The sequence below is a fragment of the Leucobacter viscericola genome, from assembly GCF_011299575.1.
Lineage (GTDB): Bacteria > Actinomycetota > Actinomycetes > Actinomycetales > Microbacteriaceae > Leucobacter > Leucobacter viscericola.
Window position 1 is genome coordinate 3,106,119 of sequence record NZ_CP049863.1, and the last position, 23,337, is coordinate 3,129,455.

At 62.3% G+C, this 23,337-nt stretch carries 21 protein-coding genes and 1 pseudogene; 17 read left to right on the forward strand and 5 right to left on the reverse strand.

All coding sequences use genetic code 11. The annotated features are described in order from the left end of the window. Positions 1-13: 13 nt before the first annotated feature. From G7068_RS13410 to der, 16 genes and pseudogenes are all read left to right on the forward strand, one after another. A complete protein-coding gene (locus G7068_RS13410; RefSeq protein WP_166292421.1) occupies positions 14-208 on the forward strand; it encodes a hypothetical protein in 195 nt (64 codons plus the stop codon). Then, positions 195-1,094 carry a TlyA family RNA methyltransferase gene (locus G7068_RS13415; protein ID WP_166292422.1) on the forward strand — a complete coding sequence of 300 codons (900 nt, stop codon included), beginning with the start codon at positions 195-197 and terminating at the stop codon, positions 1,092-1,094. The genes G7068_RS13410 and G7068_RS13415 overlap by 14 nt, the downstream gene beginning before the upstream one ends. After that, positions 1,091-2,023, forward strand: a complete 933-nt coding sequence (locus G7068_RS13420) for an NAD kinase (protein WP_166292423.1) — start codon at positions 1,091-1,093, stop codon at positions 2,021-2,023. The genes G7068_RS13415 and G7068_RS13420 overlap by 4 nt, the downstream gene beginning before the upstream one ends. Continuing rightward, positions 2,020-3,705, forward strand: coding sequence for a DNA repair protein RecN (gene recN / locus G7068_RS13425; RefSeq protein ID WP_166292424.1), 1,686 nt, complete (start codon positions 2,020-2,022; stop codon positions 3,703-3,705). The genes G7068_RS13420 and recN overlap by 4 nt, the downstream gene beginning before the upstream one ends. A 48-nt stretch (positions 3,706-3,753) precedes the next feature. After that, entirely contained in the window at positions 3,754-5,010 is a 1,257-nt protein-coding gene (locus tag G7068_RS13430; protein ID WP_166292425.1) for an AI-2E family transporter, read from the forward strand. A 47-nt stretch (positions 5,011-5,057) separates the two neighbouring features. Further along, the gene (locus tag G7068_RS13435) at positions 5,058-6,752 is read left to right on the forward strand and encodes a CTP synthase (protein ID WP_280116203.1); all 1,695 of its coding nucleotides are present in this window, start codon (positions 5,058-5,060) and stop codon (positions 6,750-6,752) included. Continuing rightward, positions 6,742-7,401 carry an NUDIX domain-containing protein gene (locus tag G7068_RS13440; RefSeq protein ID WP_166292426.1) on the forward strand — a complete coding sequence of 220 codons (660 nt, stop codon included), beginning with the start codon at positions 6,742-6,744 and terminating at the stop codon, positions 7,399-7,401. Before G7068_RS13435 ends, G7068_RS13440 begins: the two co-directional genes overlap by 11 nt. Then, positions 7,401-8,354 carry a site-specific tyrosine recombinase XerD gene (xerD, locus tag G7068_RS13445; RefSeq protein WP_166292427.1) on the forward strand — a complete coding sequence of 318 codons (954 nt, stop codon included), beginning with the start codon at positions 7,401-7,403 and terminating at the stop codon, positions 8,352-8,354. The genes G7068_RS13440 and xerD overlap by 1 nt, the downstream gene beginning before the upstream one ends. Positions 8,355-8,572: 218 nt before the next feature. After that, positions 8,573-11,191, forward strand: a complete 2,619-nt coding sequence (locus tag G7068_RS13450) for an Ig-like domain repeat protein (protein ID WP_166292428.1) — start codon at positions 8,573-8,575, stop codon at positions 11,189-11,191. A 148-nt stretch (positions 11,192-11,339) separates the two neighbouring features. Next, positions 11,340-12,194, forward strand: coding sequence for a ParA family protein (locus G7068_RS13455; protein ID WP_166292429.1), 855 nt, complete (start codon positions 11,340-11,342; stop codon positions 12,192-12,194). An 11-nt stretch (positions 12,195-12,205) separates the two neighbouring features. Beyond that, on the forward strand, positions 12,206-13,039 hold the full coding sequence (locus tag G7068_RS13460; protein ID WP_166292430.1) for a segregation and condensation protein A: 834 nt from the start codon (positions 12,206-12,208) through the stop codon (positions 13,037-13,039). Further along, positions 13,032-13,691, forward strand: a complete 660-nt coding sequence (scpB, locus tag G7068_RS13465) for an SMC-Scp complex subunit ScpB (RefSeq protein ID WP_166292431.1) — start codon at positions 13,032-13,034, stop codon at positions 13,689-13,691. The genes G7068_RS13460 and scpB overlap by 8 nt, the downstream gene beginning before the upstream one ends. Before the next feature lie 121 nt (positions 13,692-13,812). Further along, a pseudogene (locus G7068_RS16535) lies at positions 13,813-14,547 on the forward strand (pseudouridine synthase); the annotation flags it as partial. A gap of 373 nt (positions 14,548-14,920) precedes the next feature. Further along, complete coding sequence (locus G7068_RS13475; protein WP_166292433.1) at positions 14,921-16,018, forward strand: prephenate dehydrogenase; 1,098 nt, start codon at positions 14,921-14,923, stop codon at positions 16,016-16,018. Further along, positions 16,015-16,761 carry a (d)CMP kinase gene (gene cmk / locus G7068_RS13480; RefSeq protein WP_341873749.1) on the forward strand — a complete coding sequence of 249 codons (747 nt, stop codon included), beginning with the start codon at positions 16,015-16,017 and terminating at the stop codon, positions 16,759-16,761. The genes G7068_RS13475 and cmk overlap by 4 nt, the downstream gene beginning before the upstream one ends. Then, positions 16,758-18,329: a ribosome biogenesis GTPase Der gene (gene der, locus G7068_RS13485; RefSeq protein ID WP_166292435.1), complete on the forward strand. Its 1,572-nt coding sequence runs from the start codon at positions 16,758-16,760 to the stop codon at positions 18,327-18,329. Before cmk ends, der begins: the two co-directional genes overlap by 4 nt. Before the next feature lie 119 nt (positions 18,330-18,448). Here der and G7068_RS13490 read toward each other — a convergent pair whose 3' ends face one another. The 5 genes from G7068_RS13490 to G7068_RS13510 all read right to left on the reverse strand — a co-directional run bounded on the left by G7068_RS13490 (position 18,449) and on the right by G7068_RS13510 (position 22,668). Continuing rightward, positions 18,449-19,465 (reverse strand): hypothetical protein, encoded by a 1,017-nt coding sequence (locus tag G7068_RS13490; RefSeq protein WP_166292436.1) that lies wholly within the window; start codon positions 19,463-19,465, stop codon positions 18,449-18,451. Positions 19,466-19,722: 257 nt separating this feature from the next. Further along, positions 19,723-19,896, reverse strand: a complete 174-nt coding sequence (locus tag G7068_RS13495; RefSeq protein ID WP_166292437.1) for a hypothetical protein — start codon at positions 19,894-19,896, stop codon at positions 19,723-19,725. A 44-nt stretch (positions 19,897-19,940) separates the two neighbouring features. Next, positions 19,941-20,351, reverse strand: coding sequence for a DUF4190 domain-containing protein (locus G7068_RS13500; protein ID WP_166292438.1), 411 nt, complete (start codon positions 20,349-20,351; stop codon positions 19,941-19,943). 124 nt (positions 20,352-20,475) lie between these two features. Continuing rightward, complete coding sequence (locus tag G7068_RS13505) at positions 20,476-22,035, reverse strand: MFS transporter (protein WP_166292439.1); 1,560 nt, start codon at positions 22,033-22,035, stop codon at positions 20,476-20,478. A 63-nt stretch (positions 22,036-22,098) separates the two neighbouring features. Continuing rightward, positions 22,099-22,668, reverse strand: a complete 570-nt coding sequence (locus tag G7068_RS13510; RefSeq protein WP_166292440.1) for a TetR/AcrR family transcriptional regulator — start codon at positions 22,666-22,668, stop codon at positions 22,099-22,101. Between the two features lie 195 nt (positions 22,669-22,863). On the opposite strand from G7068_RS13510, the gene rraA reads away from it, so the two are divergent. Beyond that, positions 22,864-23,334 (forward strand): ribonuclease E activity regulator RraA, encoded by a 471-nt coding sequence (gene rraA / locus G7068_RS13515; protein ID WP_166292441.1) that lies wholly within the window; start codon positions 22,864-22,866, stop codon positions 23,332-23,334. Positions 23,335-23,337 lie beyond the last annotated feature (3 nt).

The window sequence follows — 23,337 nt, forward strand, 5'->3', positions numbered from 1 at the left end:
CTAGGCTTGAACCATGAGCGAAATCGAGGATCAGTTGACCGAGGCTGAGGCGAGCAAACCTGCGGCTGCGCGACCCTCTGAAGACGGTTTGCTCGGTCGTATCGAGCTCATCGAGGCTCAACCACTTGAACAGCGCGCGGCGCAGTTCGAGCAGGTCCATGACGAACTGCTCGCTGAGCTGCAGCGGGGTGACCATGGTGGTGCCTGAGCCCGGGCAAGAGGCGAACCCAGAAGCTCGGCGCTCGGCCGTGTGGGACGGGGAAACCGAGCGGCTTGACCGCGCGCTGCCCGAGTTGGGTCTTGCCAGATCCCGCAGCCAAGCCAGCGAAATGATCCTCGCGGGAAAGGTGGCGCTCAATGGTGCCATCGTGCTGAAGGCCGGGGCGAAGACGGTTCACGGATCCCGAATTGAGGTCAGCCTCAGTGACCACTACGTGAGCCGGGCCGCTCACAAGCTTCTTCGAGCGCTCGACGAATTTCGAGTGGACCCGGCGGGTAAGCTCGCGCTCGACCTCGGCGCGTCCACGGGAGGCTTCACCCAGGTGCTGCTTGAGCGTGGCGCCAGAGCTGTGCAGGCGGTCGATGTGGGGCACGGGCAACTCGTTTCAGAGCTGCGTGAAGACGAGCGCGTGCGTGTGGTCGAGGGCTGCAACGCGCGGGAGCTTACGGCTGAGAGCCTGGCCGAGCTGACGGGAATCGCGGATGCGCCGGAGCTGGTGGTTGGTGACCTGTCTTTCATTTCGTTGAGTTTGATCTTGCCTGCAATCGCCCGGGTGGTGGGCCCGCAAGCCGACGTCGTGCTGCTCATTAAGCCTCAGTTCGAGGTCGGACGGGTGCGCGATGGGGTCGTCACTGACCCTCAGCTGCGGGCCGAAGCGATCAGGATCGTGCTTCGCGCCGCTGCAGAGAATGGCTTCGCCGCGAATGCCCTCGCTCGATCCCCGATTCTTGGCGGACAGGGTAACCAGGAATACCTGGGACACTTCACGCGCACGGGCGGGCTTGATCCGGCAGAATGGGAAGCGCGGATTCTGGAGCTGGCTGCGAGCCACCCCGAACCCGACACTGAATCCAAAACGAACGGAGCGGCATGACCACGGTGCATGGTGAGCGGGCGCGACGAATACTTGTCGTCTCCCACACGCACCGCGAAGAAGCGGTCGCTGCCACGATTGAGGTAGTTTCTGCGCTGCGCGAGGCCGGGGTTGCTCTGGTGCTCGAGGCGCAGGATCGCGAAGACTTCGGCTCATACTTTGATACTTCGGGCACAGCGGAACTCGGTAAAGATGTTGCCGTTGAAGACCTAGAGATTGCCCTTGTGCTTGGCGGTGACGGCACCATCCTGCGCGCTGCTGAACTGATTCGCGGCTCTGAATGCCCCATCGTGGGCGTCAACCTCGGGCACGTCGGGTTTCTCGCCGAGATGGAGAGCTACGATCTGGCCTCCACGATCGACCGGGTGCTACGACGCGATTACACGGTCGAGGAGCGGCTCACAATCGAGGTGCGCGCTACGCTCGACGGTGATGTGATCGCAGAGACCTGGGCGCTGAATGAAGCGAGCGTTGAAAAGCGTCGGCGCATGCTTGAGGTCGCTGTGGGCGTCGACGATCGTCCGCTCTCGTCTTTTGCCTGCGATGGTGTGGTCTTGGCGACTCCCACAGGTTCAACCGCGTACGCGTTTTCTGCCGGGGGACCGGTTGTTTGGCCTGGAGTGCAAGCGATGCTGCTCGTGCCGATTGCCGCACACGCGCTATTCAACAAGCCTCTGGTCACCGGCCCTGATTCTGAACTGACCGTGAGAATTCTACCGGAGAACGTCGGGCCGGGGGTTCTGTGGTGCGACGGGCGTCGCCGCACGGAACTGCCGGCGGGTTCTGTGGTGAGTGTTCGTCGTTCCCAGCATTCGGTGCGGCTCGCTCGGTTGAACGAGGCGGTGTTCTCCGACAGGCTGGTTCGTAAGTTCCACCTGCCCGTCGACGGCTGGCGAGGGACCCGTAGCGGCACAGGAGGTGTCGCATGATTGAAGAACTGAGGATCAGAGACCTCGGTGTGATCGTCGACACGACGCTTGCGCTGGGGCCGGGATTTACAGCGATCACGGGTGAGACTGGCGCAGGCAAGACCATGGTCGTAAGTGCGCTCGGACTTCTGATGGGAGCGCGCGCTGACGCCAGTGCCGTGCGGAACGGGGCCACCCAGGCGCGAGTGAGCGGCATCGTTCGCACGAGCGATCCGCAGGTCGCCGAGATCGTTGACGAGCTCGGAGGAGACGTCGAAGACGGCGAACTGCTGATGGGTCGCAGCGTGAGCTCTGAGGGGCGAAGCCGGGCGAGTGTTGGCGGCGCCAACGCTCCTGCGGGCAGTCTGGTGCGTCTTGCAGAACGACTCTTTGCTGTGCACGGCCAGTCTGAACAGCTGCGGCTTCGATCCCTCGCCGCGCAGCGTGACACCCTCGACCGGTTCGGCGGCGAAGAGATTTCGCGTGTGCTCAGCACGTACCGTGGGGTTCACCGGGAACGACAGACACTTGCAACTCGGGTTGCAGAGCTTCGTGATGCGCTTGATGAGCGCATCACCGAAGCCACCCGCTTGCGGGCCGAGCTCGACGAGATCGCCGGCGTTGATCCACAACCGGGCGAAGAGACAGAGCTGGCCGAGCGGATCGAGCTTCTGAATAACGTTGAGGCGTTGCGGGCAGCCACCTCGACAGCTCACGAGGCGCTTGCAACAGAGTCAGATGATCCACTGAGCCGAGATGCCGGGGGACTAGTGGACTCCGCGATTCGTGAGGTTGAACGCGCCGCTGGGTTCGATCGGCGGCTTGAAGCCACTCTCGAGACCCTGCGCAGTGCAAGCTTTCAGATAGCTGACGCGGCCCGTGAGCTTGCCGCCTACGCGGGAGACCTCGACCAGGAGGGGCCCGGCGAACTTGCGCGCGCCAACGAGCGCTTTGCGATGCTCGGAGTGCTGTTTAGACAGTACGGCCCGAACTCCTCCGCCGTGATTGACTACGCTGAGGCAGGCGCGCGCCGCCTTGCCGAGCTTGATGGTGACGACGCAACCATCGAGGAGCTTGAGTCGCGACTCGCTGCGGCAACTCAACACGAGGCTGACCTTGCTGCCGAACTCACTCGGTTGCGCACGGACGCAGCTGTGGAGCTCTCGAAGCGTGTGACAGTTGAACTGCGACAGCTCGCACTTCCTGACGCCGAGTTTGTTGGCGAGGTGAAACCCCTCGACGAACTCGGCGGCTCGGGGGCAGACGAGGTGCAATTTTTGCTGAGCCCGCACCCCGGATCATCGCCGCGGCCAATCGCAAAGAGTGCCTCTGGTGGTGAACTCTCGCGGGTCATGCTGGCGCTTGAGGTTGTTGTCGCTGCGGTTGATCCCGTGCCAACGTTTGTGTTTGACGAGGTTGATTCTGGTGTCGGTGGTGCCGCAGCAATTGAGATCGGTCGAAGGCTGGCGCGACTGGCCAGAACATCGCAGGTCATTGTTGTGACACACCTCGCGCAAGTCGCCGCCTTTGCGAACAATCACCTGCGTGTGGTGAAAGATTCGAGCGGCGGGTTTACAGAGAGTAGCTGTCGCAGGCTTGAGGGTGACGAGCGTCTCGCCGAGATGGCGCGCCTGCTCTCGGGGCTCAGCGATTCAGCGAGCGCGCTAGAGCACGCAGCTGAGTTGCTTGATCTGCCAAAGTAACCCACTCCAGACGACGTAAATGTCCTTGGCTGCTGATACGCTCCATCCATGGTTAAGTTCTGGGGACGACGCGGCGATAAAGTCCAGCCCGATAAAGAGGGCGATAGTGTTGCGCAGGCAGCATATTTAGACACGCACCCTGACGTCGTGCACGTCGATCTCGAGCAGCTCGACGCTGAGACACGTGCGATGTATCGCGACTCACGCGAGGCGGCGGCGGATGCGCAGGAGGAGCGCGCGAAGACGCCCGCACGCGAGTTTGTGATTCGTGCTCCGTTCCAGCTCGGCTTTACGGTCACCCTTGGTGTGCTCGTCGCTATGCTGTTCGGGGCCATCGTTGGTGAGCTCAGTGCCATCATCATGTACGTTGTGGCGGCGCTGTTCGTCGCTCTGGGGCTCGATCCGGTTGTGCGCTGGCTTGAACGCAAGGGACTGAATCGTCCCCTCGGGATCGCGGTCGTGTTTGCAAGCTTTGTGCTTGTGATTGCGGGGCTCCTCGCGATTATCATCCCGATGATTGCGAACCAGATCACCCAGCTGATTAAGAGCGCCCCGACCCTGGTCAGTGATATCACCAAGCAGCCCTGGTTCGCAGACCTCAACGACCGATTTGGGCAGTTTATTGACTTCGACGGTCTGCTGAAAATGGGCCAGAATTTCGTTGGCAAACCCGAGAACTGGGCGCAGGTCGCCGGTGGTGTGTGGCAAGCCGGTATTGGCATCGCCAACGGGCTCACCGCTGGTCTGATCGTGCTGATCCTCACCCTGTATTTCCTCGCGTCACTAAAGACCATTAAGCGGGCGTTCTACACGCTTGTGCCACGCTCTGGGCGTTCAAAGGTGATCGACATCACCGAGCAGGTCACGAAGTCCGTTGGTGGGTACATCAGCGGCATGGTGACACTCGCGTTCATTAACTCGGTGCTCGGCTTCATCATGATGACGATCGTCGGTGTGCCGTTCGCTGGCCTTGTTGCGGTCGGCGTGTTTATGCTCGCGCTGATCCCACTCATCGGGTCACTGATGGCAACCGTGCTTGTTGCGCTTGTCGGGTTGTTCGACTCGCCGACGACGGCACTTATTGCCGCAATTTATTACTTGATCTACATGCAGATCGAGGCGTACGTGCTCACACCGCGCATCATGAACCGAGTGGTTTCTGTGCCGGGTGCCCTTGTTGTTATTGGTGCACTTGCGGGTGGCACGCTGCTCGGGCTGCTTGGTGCCCTCATCGCCATCCCCGTGACGGCGATGGTACTGATGATCATTAAACAGGTGTGGGTGCCCAGACAAGAGCTTCGGTAACACCAACGCTTACACGACACGTGAGTTCACTGATAGGATTGAAGCCCGTGGGAGTAGACAAGAACGCGGACCAGGCCGGTATCACCAAACACATCTTTGTGACCGGGGGTGTTGTCTCATCGCTCGGTAAGGGTCTTACCGCTGCAAGTCTCGGAAATCTGTTGACTGCGCGCGGCTTGCGGGTCGTTATGCAGAAGCTTGACCCCTATCTCAACGTTGATCCTGGAACAATGAACCCGTTCCAGCACGGTGAGGTGTTCGTCACCGACGATGGGGCAGAGACAGATCTCGATATCGGTCACTACGAGCGATTCCTCGGCATTAACCTGTCGCAGGCCGCCAACGTGACGACCGGGCAGATTTACTCCACCGTTATCGCGAAGGAACGCCGCGGTGAGTACCTGGGAGACACCGTTCAGGTCATCCCGCACATCACCAACGAGATCAAGCGTCGCATGCGCCTGCAGGCTTCCGAGACCCCGCAGCCTGACGTGATCATTACCGAGGTTGGTGGCACCGTCGGCGATATTGAGTCGCAGCCCTTCCTCGAGGCGGCGCGTCAGGTGCGCCACGAACTCGGCCGCAACAACGTCTTTTTTGTGCACGTTTCACTTGTGCCATTTATGGGTGCTTCCGGCGAACAGAAGACCAAACCCACCCAGCACTCGGTTGCGGCCCTCCGCTCCATCGGCATCCAGCCCGACGCACTTGTGCTTCGCAGTGATCGCCCGGTGACAAACGACAATCTTCGTAAGATCGCGCTCATGTGCGATGTTGACGAGAGCGCGGTTGTCAATGCGATCGACGTGAAGAGCATCTATGACCTGCCGAAGCTGCTGAACAGCCAGAAGCTGGATCAGACCATCGTTGAGAACCTGCAGCTCGACGATCGGGCGACCGAGGTTGACTGGGCCGGATGGCAGCCGGTGCTCGACGCCGTGCACCACCCCAAGGGTGAAGTGACGCTCGCGCTCGTCGGCAAGTACATTGATCTGCCCGATGCGTACCTCTCGGTTACCGAGGCGCTGCGTGCCGGGGGCTTCGCTCACTCGACGAAGGTCAACATTAAGTGGGTCGCCTCCGATGATTGCGAGACACCCGAGGGCGCGCTTGAAGCCCTGGGAGACGTCAACGGCATCTGCGTGCCCGGTGGGTTTGGCGTGCGAGGCATCGAGGGCAAGCTCGGCGCACTGCGCTTCGCTCGTGAGAACGGCATTCCGACTCTGGGCCTGTGCCTCGGCTTGCAGTGCATGGTGATCGAGTACGCACGAAACGCTGCAGGCCTCGAGGGCGCCTCCTCAACCGAGTTTGATCCCGAGACCCCGGTTCCCGTCATCGCGACGATGGACGAGCAGGTCGACATCATCGACGGCGGCGACCTGGGCGGCACCATGCGCCTCGGCATCTACGAGGCAAAGCTCGCAGAAGGATCCCTTGCGGCTAGCCTCTACGGTGCAAACACGTCGAAGGAACGCCACCGTCACCGCTACGAGGTCAACAACCGCTACCGCGATCAGATTGGCGAGGCTGGACTCTCGTTCTCCGGCACCAGCCCCGACGGCCAGCTCGTTGAGTACGTTGAGCTGCCCACAACGGTGCACCCCTTCTACATCGCTACCCAGGCACACCCCGAGTTGCGGTCGCGCCCGGGCCGCCCGCACCCGCTGTTTGCGGGGCTCGTGGAAGCCGCAATCGAACGTCGCGAGGCCGCACGCCTCTTCGAGGTAGAGAGTGGCGACTAACAATTCAGACGCGGGCTCGTCGCTTATTGACGAGCCGGCCGCGCCGCGGGTGCTCGACAGCGAGTTGCTCGTGCGCGGCCACGTCTGGGACATTCGTCGAGACCGGTTTGAATTCGGTGGGGCCACGCTTGAGCGTGACTACATGGATCACCCCGGAGCCGTCGCGGTGCTCGCGCTCGACGCTGAAGATCGTGTGCTGCTGATCAAGCAGTATCGGCACCCCATTGCGCATCGCGACTGGGAGATCCCAGCGGGCCTTATGGACATGCCCGGCGAATCCGGATTGCGAACCGCCCAACGGGAACTGGCCGAGGAAGTAGACCTGGGGGCCGAACGCTGGGATTTGTTGCTAGATCTCTTTCTCTCACCGGGAGGATCCAGCGAGGCTATGCGCGTGTTTCTTGCACGCGACCTCCACACGGTTGAGCACGACTACGTGCGTGGTGAAGAGGAAGCGGAGTTTGTGCCGCACTGGGTGCCGCTCGAAGACGCCGTTTCTGCGGTGCTTGATGGCAGCGTTAAGAACGCGGTTACGGCGAGTGCCGTGCTCGCCACCCTGGCCGCAAAAGGTAGGGGTTGGAAAACGCTGCGCGATCCCCAGCTGCCCTGGACCGCCCGCGAAGCCTCGCGGGGAGAACGTTCGGCCTAATGGATCTGACTGCACCGCAGGGAGCGCAACGGTACCTGCGCTATGTCGCCATAGAACGTGGGCTTTCTGCAAACAGCCAGGCCGCCTATCGAAGGGATCTTGAAGCGTATGCCGCCTGGTTGGAAACACGGGAGCTCGAGAACCTCGCCGAGGTCACTCAAGACACCCTCGCCAGCTATGTGGCAGAACTCGCGGCGCAGGATCTGGCCTCGGCATCGATCACTCGTCGTCTGTCGACGGTGCGGGGAATGCACCGGTTTCTTTTCGACGAGGGCCTGCTCCCGGAGAACGTGGCGACAACCGTGCGCACACCAAAGCGTGCCCAGCGCTTGCCAAAGGCGCTACCAATCGAAGAGGTTGAGGCCCTGCTCGCCGCTGCTGGGGGCGAGGACCCCGTCGCTCTGCGAGACCGTGCGCTTCTTGAGCTGCTCTACGCGAGTGGTGCACGCGTGAGTGAGGTCACCGCGCTTGATGTTGACGACCTGCTTGCTGCGCCCGATCACGATGACGCCTGGGGTGATCCTGAACACGCACTAGAGGAGGGTGGATTCTTGCGGGTCACGGGCAAAGGAGCGAAGCAGCGAATCGTGCCCTACGGCAGCTACGCCGGGCGCGCGCTCGCCGCCTATCTGGTCAGGGCGCGACCCGCGATGGTGGCTCACGGACGAGGAACCCCTGCGCTGTTCGTGGGGCCGCGTGGTGCAAGGCTTTCGCGGCAGAGTGCGTGGCTTGTGATTCGTGCGGCGGCAGAGCGGGCCGGCATCACGGCAGAGGTGTCGCCGCACACCCTTCGTCATTCTTTTGCAACCCACCTGCTCGCCGGTGGGGCAGACGTGCGCACGGTACAGGAGCTGCTGGGCCACGCGTCTGTAACCACAACTCAGATCTACACCCAGGTGACGGCGGACACCTTGCGGGAGCGCTACATTGAGGCCCATCCCCGCGCGAAGTAGCGTTCGACTTGATCTCCCAGAAAAATGTGCGATGATGGATAGATCGGTGACACCTGTCTTCTAGATGACACATGGTGCCGAGTGGATTGACTGGGGAGTCTCCGCCTATGTAAGCGATTATTCGCTGCGCCATAGACGTCTTCCTGCTCTGCCTGCTTGGTTTGGGAAAAGCGCGCCATGCTTCGGTTGCCGAGACAAGCTCTTTTGGGGGGAGTTCAATGTTGAGTGCACGTTTTGAGACCGCGCGATCGGGCCGGTCGGTGCTTACAGCGGCTGTGCTGGTTGCCGGCCTGGCGTTTGGTGCGGTTGTGCCGGTGGGTAGTGCTGCATCCGCGAACGCAGTTGAGCCGGAGTCAGCGGATACCGCGGTTGCGCCTGTGAAGCCTGGGCAGGTCACGAATATTCCGCTTGGTCACGACGATCTTGCTGCCGTAACACCCGACGCACCAGCTCCAAAGCAGACGCGCCTGGCGCGCGCTGCAGCGGCGGATGACAACGTCTTGGTAGACATTCCAGATGCTGCGCTGCGAGCCGCTGTGACGAAGTCGATCGGAACGCCGACTCGTGGGAACATGAAGAACCTGCGGTCACTGACCGCGACGAACGCTGGGATCGCCGACCTTACCGGCCTTGAGTACGCGTCGGCACTGTCGATTGTGGATCTGAGCGGCAACCCGTTCACGACCATTGAGCCGCTGCGTGGCATCTCAGAGATGGCTCAGCTCAACGTAAGTAGTACAAAGATCTCGGATATAGACGCGATCGCGACCATGCCGAAGATCAACCTCCTGCGATTTAACTGGACCACCGTGTCAGACCTCGAGCCGGTGAGGGGCAAAGACCTTCTCTGGCGTATCGAGCTTGCGGGAACGAAGGTTTCCAGCCTCGAGCCCTTGACCGGTCTCACGAACATGATTTCGGTCTATTTTCAGGAGACCTCCGTCAGTGATGTGAGCCCGCTGGCGGGCATGCCGAAGCTTGTGTCGCTCTCCGGCCCGAACACCGAGGTTTCAGACCTCTCACCTGTCGCCGGGCTTCCGCGACTTGAAATTGTGAACGTCAACGGAGCAAGGGTCTCTGACTTGACCATGATCGATACCTGGCCTGCTCTGCAGCAGGTGGGGTTCCTCAACCAGCGCGTCGAGGGTGTGCCCGTTGTCGCTTCGCGCACCGAGTCAACGTATCGTAGGCTCGTAGCAAACAATGCGCCATTCAAGATGTTTGACGATGTCGTGCTCACCACCTCTTCTGGAGCCACGACGACTCCTGAGGGAGTCACCGTGTGGTCGGGTCTCGCTGACGACGCGACAGCGCTGACGACTAAGGTCGCGGGTGATCCGTGGCCGGGATCGGGCGCCACCTACTCGGCGACGCTCACCTACCCCCTGTCGCGTGCTGACTTCATCGAGGCTCCGCCAACTGCAGCTTTGGATCGGGCCTACAATTTCCAACTGAGCGTCACTGACGGTTTCGTTGAGGGGCCTTTCGCTTTGACGAGTGGAGAGGTGCCGGGACTTACGGTTGACGCCACCGGAAAGATCTCCGGAACACCAACCGAATTGGGTACGTTTCCGATCACCGTGACCCGCACGGATGCGTTCGGCAACGTGATCACGGGAACCTTCACGTTCACGATCGGAGAGCCGGTCGACGTGACGATCGCCGCAAACGATGTAACAGTGACCTACGGTCAGGCGGCGACGATCGACGTCAGTGTTGTTGATCCTCCGGAGCGCGTGAGCGCGGTTGTTGATATCGACGGGACCACCTATGGCCCGATCGCCCTTGACGGCAATTCCGCCGACCTGAGCTTTCCGATTCCCGCTGCTGCGCACTCCGCGGGAGAGCACACCGTGTCGATGTCTGTTGTTGACACCGAGACTGGGAAGCTCGTGTTTGCATCGGGCTCAGCGAAGCTGACGGTGAAGCAGGCGACGACCGCGACTGCTGTCGCCCTCAACAAGGATCAGAAGTCTGTCGCTGGCAAGGTGACAGCGCAGTACGGCACAATCCCAACGGGTACTGTCACGCTCACGTCTGCGGGCAAGAATATTGGCACCGCAACGGTCGCGAATGACGGTAGCTACAAGGCAACGCTCACGAACTGGTCGATCCCGAAGGTTAAAGAGACCCGGACAATTGTGGCTGAGTACGCGGGCGACAAGAACCATGCGGCCTCGAAGGTGTCGGTCAAGGTGACGGTCGCCCCGACTGCCGTGAACCCGGGTCCCTGCGCGGCTCCTCGCAAGGTGCCCGTGTTCGCCGATACGCCGCTGTCGCACAAGTTCTATAAAGAGATCGACTGGATGGAGTGCATGAAGTACTCCACCGGATGGCGTCAGCCCGTAGGTAAGCCGCTCTACAAACCCCAGAACAACCTGGAGCGTCAAGCAATGGCGGCGTTCATCTATCGCATGGAAGCTCCCAAGAACTACAAAGCACCCAAGGTCTCTCCATTCGCGGACGTGAAGCCCGGCGATTCCTTCTACAAGGAGATCGCGTGGATGTACGAGGCCGGACTCTCCACTGGCTGGAGAGAGCCTTCCGGTAAGCCGACGTTCCGCCCCTACAACTCACTCTCGCGTGAGGCAATGGCAGCGTTCATCTACCGCATGGAGGCACCGAAGAACTACAAAGCACCCGCGGTGTCGCCGATGGTGGATATGAAGCCCGGTATGTCGTTCTACAAGGAGATCTCGTGGATGTATGACGAGGGGCTCTCCACGGGCAACCGCGTCGGGTCGACGAAGGAATATTGGCCGAAGGACGAACTTTCGCGACAGGCGATGGCCGCGTTTATTTACCGGCTTGTGCTGGACTACAGGCCCAGCAAGTAACTCGCGTTTCGGTAGCAACTGAGCGGGCGGGGAGAGATGAATGCCTAGGCAGTATTCACTCGCCTCGCCCGCTCAATTGTTGGGGCAGCTAGGTGCCACTCCCCACGATAGGATGGAGCGTCGGAGAACGTAACGAAAGGGGACCGGGATGGCGAAAGGCCAGGTAGTGCTGGGGCCAACCGGTCGACCCGAAACGATTATTCCCGCGCCAAAGCCACTCGCGCAGCACGGGCCTGCCCGCATCATCGCGATGTGCAACCAAAAGGGTGGCGTCGGCAAGACCACAACGACCATCAACCTGGGTGCCGCTCTCGCGCGCTATGGCCGTCGTGTGTTGCTCGTTGATTTTGACCCGCAGGGCGCGCTCTCTGCCGGGCTCGGGGTGCAGGCACACGACGTGCCCACCATCTACGACCTCATCCTTGGCAAGGAGAAGGATCCCCAAGAGGTGATCCAGCACACCGAGACCAAAAACCTCGATGTGATCCCCGCCAATATTGACCTGTCTGCCGCCGAAGTTCACCTCGTCACCGAGGTCGCTCGCGAGCAGATTCTCGCGGGTGTGCTGCGCAAGGTCGCGGCCGACTACGACGTGATTCTGATCGATTGCCAGCCGTCACTCGGTCTGCTCACGGTCAACGCGCTGACCGCAAGCCACGGCGTGCTGATCCCGCTTGCCTGCGAATTCTTCGCTCTGCGCGGCGTCGCGCTGCTGATCGAAACGGTCGAGAAGGTTCGGGATCGTCTCAACCCGCAGATTGAGGTCGATGGAATCATCGCGACCATGTATGACTCCCGCACGCTGCACGCACGCGAGGTGCTTGAGCGTGTGGTCGATACCTTTGGCGACACGGTCTTCGATACGGTCATCAGCCGCACCGTGAAACTGCCTGATGCCTCGGTCGCCGCGAAGTCAATCTTCGATTACGCGCCGACGAACCTCGCCTCTGAGGCTTATCTGAAGCTCGCCCGTGAGGTCGTGCAGCGGGGCGTTGTCGCTTAACGCGGGTCGCAATGGACGAAAACGTGGGCAACGCAGACAGCGTCGCCAATGTGGAGGACGGCGCAGGGTTTCACGTCACACTTGAGGTGTTTGACGGTCCTTTCGACCTGCTCCTAAACCTCATCGGTAAGCACGAGCTTGACATCACCGAGGTCGCGCTGAGCCTCGTGACCGATGAGTTCATTGCCTATCTGGCGACGCTCGAGGGGGAGGGGATCGAGCTGCTCGACCGCGCCTCCGAGTTTCTGGTGGTCGCAGCGACGCTGCTCGACCTGAAGATTGCCAGCCTGTTGCCGCAGGGCGAAGTCGTGGACGCCGAAGATATTGCCCTGCTCGAAGCGCGGGATCTGCTCTTTGCGCGTCTGCTGCAGTACCGCGCCTTCAAACAGGCGAGCGACTGGTTCAAACGGCAGCTTGAAGCCGAGGAGACGCGGCACCCGCGATTGGTGCCGCTCGACGCAAAGTATCGAGAACAAACTCCCGAGCTGGTGTGGAGCCTGTCAGCAGAAGATTTTGCGGCGATCGCGATGTTGGCGTTTGCGCCGCGCGAGATCCCCACCGTGGGCCTTGACCACCTGCACGCGCCGCTCGTGTCGATTCGCGAGCAGGCGGCCATCGTGGTGTCGGCGCTGCGATCCGGCGGTGTGCATCGCTTTCGGGAACTGATCGCTGGTGTCTCGGAGCGAGGGGTGATCGTTGCGAGGTTTCTCGCGATCCTCGAGCTGTATCGACGCGCCGCGGTGAGTTTCGAGCAGGCCGAACCGCTGGGAGAACTGAGCGTGCAGTGGGTCGGCGAAAGCTGGTCCGACGATGAACTTGCAACACTGGGGAGCGACTATGACTGATAGAACCGTGACTGATGTGAAAAGCGCCACTGACGTGCTGGAGATCGATTCCGAGGAACTCGGAGAGCCCTCGACCGAGCTGAGCCGCGCCCGCGAGGCCCACTCGCTCGCGCAGCAGCTCGAAGCGCTGCTTATCGTCGCCGACGAGCCGCTCAGCGCCGTGACGCTGGCGACGGCCACGGACCGCCCCGTGCGTGAGGTGCGCGCCGCGCTCAAGTCGCTGATCGCTGATTTTGAGGGCACGGAAACGGGAGCACCGCGTGGCTTTGAGCTGCGCGAGGTCGCCGGCGGCTACCGCTTCTACGTGCGCGAGAGCCTTGACCCGGTCGTTGCGGACTTCGTGCAGCAGCAGACGCCGTCAAAGCTGTCGCAGGCGGCGCTCGAGACGCTCGCCGTGATCGCGTATCGGCAACCGATCTCACGCGGCGCGATTGCGTCGATCCGCGCGGTGAACGTTGACTCGGTTGTGCGCACCCTGCTTGGGCGCGGGCTCATTACTGAGGTCGGGCAGGACGCCGAGACCACCGCAACACTGTATGGAACCTCCGAGGCCCTGCTGGGGCACTTGGGCATTGGCGATGTTTCCGAGCTGCCGCCGATTGCGCCACTGCTCGACGACGGATCGGAAGGATTCGATCATGAACAGTTCTAAAGAAGATTTCGGGGGGTCATTCTCCGTCGACGGTGAAGACGTTGAGGTGGATCTCGCCGAGTTCGGGTGGGATCGGCCGAGCGCTGCCTCGGCCAAACCCGAACACAATGATGACGGTCGAATTCGCCTGCAGAAGGCCCTCGCCACCGCGGGGGTGGCCTCGCGTCGTGCCTGCGAGACACTGATTACCAGCGGCCGGGTCGAGGTGAATGGGGAAGTGCAGCGCGAGCTGGGATCTCGCATCAACCCCGAAACTGACACCGTGCGTGTTGACGGCGTTGTTGTGCAGATGGATGTTTCTAAGCGCTACTTTGTGCTCAACAAGCCGCGCGGTGTGGTCTCGACGATGCGCGACGAAGACGGTCGACCCGACCTGCGTGAGTTCACGGACGAGATTGAGGATCGGCTCTACAACGTCGGCAGGCTCGATACCGATACGAGCGGCCTGCTGATCCTGACCAACGACGGTGAACTCGCCCACAAGCTTGCGCACCCGAGTTTTGGTGTGCAGAAGACCTACGTCGCCAAAGTGCGCGGTCGGATGACCGGGGAGGCCCTGCAGCGGCTGCGAGACGGCGTTGAGCTGAAAGACGGACCGATCCGGGCGGATCGTGCGAAGCTGTTGCCTGGCGGTTCGAGCAAGACCCACTCGCTGATCGAGGTGACCCTGCACTCGGGGCGCAATCGCATCGTGCGGCGTATGCTCGCCGAGGTGGGGCACCCGGTCGAAGAGCTGGTGCGTCGGCAGTTTGGGCCACTGCACCTGGGCACGCTGCGGGTTGGCGAAATGCGCGAGCTGTCCGCTGGTGAGCGCGGCGCGCTGCTGTCTGCGGCTGACGAAGGCGGTCAGGATCCCGAGCAGTCGGGTGGCGATGACCGCGGGCAGGATCGCGGCGCCCAGGGTGGACGACAGGATCGTGGCCGCGGTGCCGTAACTGGTGGCCGACCCGGCGACGGCAAGGGCGCCCGTGGCATGCGTGGGATCGCCGCGAAGGGCAACCCGCACAATCGACGCGGCGCGAGCGGGGCAGGCGGTGGCTCGCAGGGACGCGGTGGCCGCAATTCGGACGACGGCGGGTACCGCGGTAACCCGAGACAGGGTGGATCACGATGAGCGTCCCTTGTCATGCTGCGCTCGCTTGCGAGTTGCAGCATCTACCAGGTAGATTCTGCGACTCCTTCGTCGCGCAGAATGACCGGTTTCGCGGCCGCGTAAAAGGAGCTTCACAATGAGCAACAACAACGCACTCGCCGCGCGCGTTCGCGGCACGGTGCACGTGATCGGTGCCGGGCTGCTCGGTGCGAGCGTCGGGCTCGGGCTGCGTGAACGCGGTGTTGACGTGACACTCGAAGACCAGTCGCCAACGACCGTGGCGCTCGCCGCCGACTACGGGGCTGGGCGGCTGCGCACCGCGCAGGATCCCGAACCCGCGCTTGTGGTTGTTGCGACCCCACCCGATGTCACCGCCGACGTGATTGAGCGCGCGCTGACGACGTACCCGAACGCCGTTGTCACGGACGTTGCCAGCGTCAAACTGGCCCCGTACCTGGAACTGCTGCGACGCGGACTCGACCTCAAGAACTACGTCGGCTCACACCCGATGGCTGGGCGAGAGCGTGGCGGAGCGATCATGGCGCGCGCCGATCTGTTTGTGGCGCGCCCCTGGGTCATCTGCCGTGACCACGAGACCCCCGCCGAGGCGCTGGCACTCGTGGAAGACGTTGCCCTCGACCTCGGCGCAACCCCGCTTGAAATGACGCCTGAAGAACACGATCGATCGGTCGGACTGGTTTCGCACCTGCCGCAGGTCGTTTCGAGCCTGCTGGCGGCGCGGTTGATTCCCGCGAGTGAGCAGGCGGTGGGCTTGGCCGGTGCTGGCCTGCGCGATACGACCCGCATTGCCTCGAGCGATCCCGAGCTGTGGGTGCAGATTCTCGGAGCGAATCGTGCGCCGGTGGTAGAGCTGCTCGACGCGTTTGGAAAAGATCTTGCCAGCTTTGCCGATGCGCTGCGCGACCCCGAGCAGACTGGAGCGAAGCGGCGCATTGCCGACCTGCTGTCTTCGGGGAACCGGGGCGTTGCGCGCATTCCTGGCAAGCACGGATCGTCGGAGCGCTTCACTTCGATCATGGTGCTGATCGACGATACGCCGGGTCAGCTTGGCCGCTTGCTCACCGAACTCGGAGAACTGGGCATTAATATGGAAGACTTGCGTCTTGAGCACTCGCCAGGTGCGCAAATCGGCTTCGCGGAGATCGCGGTGCTGCCGGAGGTCGCCGAACGTGCGGTTACGGATCTCGTCGAACGCGGATGGAGGACGCTGTGAATGATGCTGTGAACACTGACGGTTCTGGCGCGGCCGCGCCGATCCTTGTCGCGATTGATGGACCGGCTGGCAGTGGCAAATCGAGTGTGTCGCGTGCGGCCGCTGAACAGCTCGGGTTTGGGATCCTCGACACCGGCGCCGCGTACCGCGCGCTTGCGTGGGCGGCGCTCGAAAGTGACATCGATCTCGACGACGAGGTGCTGGTCGCGGAGCTCATCGAAAGCTGGGGCTACGTGACGACTCTGGTTGGAGAGCCCGCCATTGAGGTGGTGCTTCCGGCCGCTATCGGAGTCAAAGGGCACGATGTGACCGATGCGATTCGGGATCCTGCCATCAGTGGTCAGGTGTCGCGTGTGTCGAAGCACCCAGCGGTTCGGGATCGACTCAACGAGATGTTCCGCCGGATCGTTGCGGAGTCGGAGCTGCCCGGCGTGGTGATCGAGGGGCGTGACATTACGACTGTCGTCGCACCCGATGCGCCCGTGCGGATTTTGATGACGGCTTCGCCCGAGGTGCGCGCCGCGCGCCGCGCTGGTGAGATGCCTGGCGCGGATCATGGGCAGGTGCTGGCAGACATTATTGCTCGTGACGCGAAAGACGTATTGGTCGTTGACTTCATGAACCCCGCCCCCGGGGTGACGCTCATTGACACGAGCGAGTTGGATTTTGGGCAGTCAGTTCAGGCTGTCATTGATGTGGTGCAGTCGGCGCAATCGACCGCTGCGGAAGAGAGCGAAAAATGAGCGAGCAAAAGCCCGGAACGGGTGCCGAGCAGGATGGGCCTGAGGTTATTGATATTGCCGACAGCTACGTCGTTGAAGACATTGAGTCTGACGACGTGATTGTGGGCGAAGACTTCGACGACTCGGTGACCGACGAGGAGCGCCTGCGCGCGATGCGCTCGAACCTCGACGCGTTTGAACTCGAGGACGACGACATCGCGATCATCGGTGAAGACGGTGAGTTCCTGGGTTTCCGTGAGCCAACCTCTGAGGCGCTGCCGGTCGTCGCAATCGTGGGCCGTCCGAACGTTGGCAAGTCGGCGCTGGTCAACCGTATTCTCGGCCGCCGCGAGGCCGTTGTCGAAGACGTGCCCGGTGTGACGCGCGACCGCGTGACGTACCCCGCCGAGTGGAACGGCATTCGCTTCTCCCTGGTTGATACCGGTGGCTGGGAGCCCGATGCAAAGGGCATCGATGCTTCGGTCGCACTGCAGGCCGAGGTCGCCATTGAACTCTGCGACGTCGTCATGTTTGTGGTCGACTCGCGCGTTGGCCCGACCGCGACCGACGAGCGTGTGGTGCAGTTGCTGCGCCGCACCGACAAGCCGGTCTTCCTCGTCGCGAACAAGGTCGACGATGCCGTGCTCGACCCCGAGGCCGCGCAGCTGTGGTCGCTCGGGCTGGGGGAGCCGCATGCCGTCTCCGCTCTGCACGGTCGTGGTGTTGCCGACTTGCTCGATCAGGTCATCGCCGTGCTGCCCGACGAGTCGGCTGTCGCACAGCCGAAGCTGCTGGGCCCGCGCCGCGTGGCGCTGCTCGGTCGCCCGAACGTGGGCAAGTCCAGCCTGCTCAACAAGGCCGCTGGTGAAGAGCGTGCGGTTGTCAGCGATATCGCCGGCACTACACGTGACCCGGTTGACGAGCAGGTGGAGATCGCTGGCCGCGTGTGGACCTTCGTCGACACAGCCGGTATCCGCCGTCGTGTGCACATGCAGAAGGGCGCCGATTTCTACGCGTCGCTGCGCACCGCCGCCGCGCTTGAAAAGGCCGAGGTCGCTGTTGTGCTGATCGATGTCACCGAGTCGATCAGTGACCAGGATCTGCGCATCATCGATCTGGTGCTTGAATCGGGTCGCGCGCTTGTGCTGGCCTTCAACAAGTGGGATCTGCTTGACGACGAGCGCCGTCGTTACCTCGAGCGTGAGATCGAACAGGATCTGGCTCACGTTGAGTGGGCGCCGCGCGTAAACATCTCGGCTCGTACGGGACGCCACCTTGAGAAGTTGGTGCCCGCGCTCGAGATGGCGCTTGATTCGTGGGATACGCGGATCCCGACCGCCAAGTTCAACGGCTTTGTTGCCGAGCTGGTGCAGGAATTCCCGCACCCGCTGCGAGGTGGCAAGCAGCCGCGCATTCTGTTCGGCACGCAGGTGCAGAACCGTCCGCCGACGTTTGTGCTCTTCACCTCGGGCTTCCTTGACCCGGGATACCGCCGCTTCATCACGCGCCGCCTGCGCGAAACCTACGGTTTCGAGGGCAGCCCGATCGTGATCAACATGCGCATCCGCGAGAAGCGCCTGCGTCGCTAGTGTTCGCCTGGGTCTAGCTCTGCGTTGCGAGTTGGGGTCAGTTTCTGGTACTAAAACACGTTTTAGCGCCAGAAACTGACCCCAACTTTTGGTGTGTGTCAGGCTGACGGCGTGCGGACTCAGCCTGTCCAGCCTCGGCGGCGCAGGGCTTCTATGATCTGAGCGCGCAGCTTCCACTGTTTGGTGTACAGCAGCTCGGACGTGACTCTGATCGCTTCCCAGCCCGCTTGGGTGTAGTCCCGATACTTTTCGATGTCGCGGTTCCACTGTGCCGTCTTTGTGCGGTGGTCAATTCCCTCGTATTCGAGGGCGAGTTTGTATTTGGGAAACGCAAACTCGCTGCACCCGAGCAGGCGACCGCTTCCGTCATACACGTCGTAATCAAGCTCTACCTTGGGTAGGCCCCACGGTTCTAGTTCCAGACGCAGATGGCTCTCGGGTACGGAGGCACTCTTCGTCGAGAGTAGTGGTAACGCCTGACGCAAACGGTCAATTCCGTGGCGGCGCCCCACGGCCACCATTTTCTCCAGGTCCGCCAGGTCTGCAAGTGGTGGGCGCTCGAGGCGGGTGGTTCCTGGAATCCGGCGGTGACGGATGACGGCATCGCCGAGCGCGACCAGATCACCCAGCGGAAGAACGTCGGCGTGCATGGCCCAGGTTGAAGTGGGATCCGTGACGAGGATCCCGGACCTCGCTAGCTTCACAACTGTCGCCAGGCGCGGATCGATCCTTCTGGCATTGAAGCCCTGCCGCCGCAGGGGGCGGTTCGGGCTGAGGCATGCGATGTCGAGGTTTTCATTGAGGTCTTGAAAGGTAGGAAGCTTCCACAAGAGGGCGGCGGTACGAATACAGAAGAAGTGTTTCGGAGGCATGTGGCGACTCACCGCTGATGCTAACTCAAGCTGATTCTCTTGCCACTCCGACTTTCTCTTGAGGAAGTTCGAGATTTCCAGCCCTGATTCAGGTTGCCCCTGATCGAGTGTTCTCTCTGGGTCGATGCGTCGATAGATACCGCGGGTGATGCGTACAATATCCGGGTGTTTGAGGCGTCGCCCGGAAATGCCAGCTGATTCCGCTTCGGCGGCAGAGAGGACCTCATTCAGGCCCTTTGGCAGGGGTGCGACTGGACGGGACATAACGCCCAGATTGTCAGCTCTGCGCCTCGATTATGAGTTATCCCCAACTTTGGCTGGTGACCGACGGTTCTCGCCACCTGTGGAGGAAACACACTCAGCTACGTCCCCGGGATTTTCTATCAAACCTCGGGTCAGTTTCTGGCACTAAATAGCGTTTTGGTACCAGAAACTGACCCCAAAATCCTGGGGACGGAGGGGGGCGGAGGGGGCGGGGTAGGAAGGGGGATGGGCAGAAAGGGCAGAGGGGGCGAGACGGCCTAGACGGGTCCGAGCTGTTCCGTGGTCACGTTTCCAGGGGTCGAGGCCGATACCTGGGCAAGGTTGTCGACGTGGGGATCCTGCGGCTGAAGCGTACCGCCCGCGACGAGTAACAGGGCGGTAGCGGCCGCGGTTCCCCCGAGCAGCGCGAGCCGCAACATTGATACCTGCATCAGTTCTTCCTCTCGTAAAGTGTCTGCGGGGTTGCCTTCCCCGCTTACGCGAAGAAGATCGGCAACGTGAGGAGTCCGGCGCCAATCAGAGTCGTGGCGAACAGGATGCCGATCGCTGCCAGCCCAAGGATCACGCCGTTGATCCAGACGCCCCAGAGTGCGAGCGTGCGCTCAGACGTGCCTCGCCGCAGCGCAAGCATGCCGAGAACGAAGCCGATAATCGGTGCCACGAAGGTCCAGCCGGCGACCACTGAGGCGATCCCGAGCACGAAGCTCGTGATGGCGAAGCCGCGGTTTGAGGCGGCGGTTGGCGCGGGTGCGGGGGTGGGCTCCGTTGCCTGCGTAGCAGCGAAGTCAGCACCGGGAGCAGAAGGCGCGGTTGGCTCTGCGGCCGGTGTAGACATGGTGCTGGTGTCAGCGGTGGCCTCGATTGCTGCGAACGTCGTGGTAGTCATGATGTTCCTCTCTGTTGGTAGTTCTGGATCTGTTCGATCCTCATACCAACAAAACTACGTGCGACCGGGGGTGCCACGCGTCCTGCCGGAGTACCGGCCAGGTCGTACCCCGGTACCGGGTTCGCTAGTGCGAACCCGTAAGGGTCGTGCCCTTCGGGGCCGTCAAGAACACGACAACCGCAACCGCCAGCATCAGTGCGCCGCCCACAAGGCCAGTGGTCTGCAGCGCGTGGGTAAACGCGACTCCTGCGCCCTGAGCCAGGTCGGGGAGCCCGAGGTTGTCGGATATCGCCACGGCGGCCCCCAGCGATTCCCGCGACTGAGTTGCGAGCTCGGGCTTGAGGCCATCGAGCAAACCAGAGGCGGTAAATTCAGAGCGGTACAAGAGCGCCGCGATACTGCCGAGGATCGCGACACCGAGCACAGCCCCCAGCTCGTAAGAAGTCTCCTCGAGCGCACCAGCATTGCCAGCCTTCTCTTCGGGGGAGCCCTGCATAATCATGGCGGATCCGATCGCGAGGGATCCTGTGCCCGCTCCCACGAGGGTCAGCGCGATGAGCACGGTGACGTTGGTGAGCTCACCCGGTTGCGCACCAACGAGCAGCATGCCGATGCCCGCGAGGCCAACGCCACCCGCGAGCACGGCGCGTGCGCCAATGACGCGGGCGAGCGGAGGTGCTGTGAGCGAGGCGATGGCGCCCGCGATAGCCACCGGGAAGAGCCTGACGCCCGCCTCTACTGGAGAGGCGCCGTCGACAAGCTGCATCCACTGCGCAATGAGCAGCAACGCGGCGACCATGGCGAAAGTCGAGCCGAGGGCCGCGATGATTCCAGCGGAGAACTCGCGATTGCGGAAGAGTCGCAGATCTAGCAGGGGCTCAGGGCTGCGCAGGCAGCGCACAATGAACCAGGCGAGGAGGGCGGCGCCGATCCCGAACCCGATGAGCGCGGGCGAGGCGAAGGTTGCCTCCTTGCCGAACGTCTTGATTGCCCAGACCAGCAGTGTCATGCCCGCGAGAGAAAGAATGACGGCGAGTGGGTCCAGCTTTCCCGGTTTCGCGACCCTTGATTCGGGCAGGATCCAGATTCCGGCAATGACACCCGCGAGCATGAGCGGCACGTTGATGAGGAAGGCCGCGTGCCACGAGAAGTGTTCGAGCAGTAATCCTCCGACGAGCGGGCCAACGGCCGCACCGAGGCCCGATACCGCCGCCCAAATGCTGAGTGCGGTGGCGCGCTCCTTGGCGTCGGTGAAAATGATGCGGATCAACGAGAGGGTCACCGGCATGATCATCGCGCCGCCAACTCCGAGGATCGCGCGAATCGCGATGACACCCTCGGCGCTGGTCGCTAACAGCACGAGGAGTGAGGCCGCCGCAAAAATCGAGTAGCCGACCATGAGCATGCGCTTGCGGCCCCAGCGGTCGGCGATGGCCGCGAAGGAGACGAGCAGGCCGGCGAGCACGAGTGAGTAGATGTCGACGATCCACAGCTGCTGGTCCGAGGTCGGGTGAAGCTCTGCCGCCATCTCGGGGAGTGCGATGTTCAGGATCGTCATGTCCATGGTGATGACGAGCAGGCTCGCGGTGAGCACCGCGAGTGCGGCCCATCTTCTCGCGCGGCTCAGTGGAGCAGGAGGAGCGCTGAGCGTGTTCGCTGACGGGTTGTCGGAGCGGGCGGACATCTGTGGGCCTTTCGGGCTATTCGATGGGTGTGGCGGGTGCGATCTGGGCTGTGGTGCGGGCGCCTAATCGGGGAGCGGCATCGTTGCGAGAGCGCTGATTGTGGCCGTGAGCTCGGCGGCACTCAGAGGAGTGTCGTGAAGACCCGCGTGGATTGTGGCGCCGTCGAGGTAAACGGAGATGGCGGTTGCGCGAGTTCGTCCGATTTGTTCGGCCAGCATGTCGGTGAGGCGATCTCCCCAGCGAAGGGCCAACTCGCGGAGTCGAGGATCGGTGGTGCCCGCTGTGGTGAGGGCTATTTCTGCCTGCACCGCCCGTGAATCACAAAGGAAATCGGAGAGTTCGGCCACGATCCTTTCGGGGGCCGTTTCTATGTCGGCAACGTAGCTCTTTACTTTTTCGAGTTCGTTATCAATCTCGGTCGCGAGTTGCTGGAGCGCTGCCTCGCGGAGCTCGTCGATGGAGCTGAAATACTGCGTGGTGGAGCCCAGGGGAACCCCTGCTCGCGCTGCGATCGCGCGGTGGGTGACCGCCGCGGCACCGTTTTCGATGATCAGCTCTGCTGCTGCGGTAAGAATTTCGCGGCGGCGTGCTTCGGGATCGCGCCGCCTACGAGCGGTCGGGGCTGTTGACATGGCGATTCCTTCAGGACTGGGTGTGGCGGCGCGCGATAGGTCCGCAAGCTGTACATTCGTACATGTACTTTTGTACATTACGTTCGAATGTGACGCAAGTTTTCAGAGCGACCCTGCCGAATGTCGGTGGTAACAGGTAGCGTGGGTTCTGCCCCCGGAGCCAGTCGGCTGTGGGATCGGAAGGGAAGACCAGACATGGCCCAGATCAGCACCGCAGACCTCTATGACGAGCGCGGCGAAGAATTGGAATCGGTAGCGCTGCAGTTTCAGAATATTGGCGGCGTGACCGGGTTCAGCGGCACAGTGCGCACGGTAAAGTGCTTTCAAGACAACGCACTGCTCAAGAGCCTGCTGTCGACGCCGGGTGACGGTGCGGTGCTGGTGATCGATGGTGGCGGCTCACTGCAGACAGCGCTCGTCGGCGACATCATTGCGGCGCTCGCTGCCGACAACGACTGGGCTGGGCTCATTGTGAACGGCGCGATTCGTGACCGGGTGGCGATCGGAACGCTTCCGATCGGAGTGAAAGCCCTCGGGTCGAACCCCGCAAAGTCGACAAAGACCGGCGAGGGGGAGGTTGACGTGCCCGTCGAAATCGGCGGCGTAGAGTTTTTGCCCGGTGCTACTGTGTGGTGCGACGAAGACGGCATACTCGTCGGAATCTAGCGG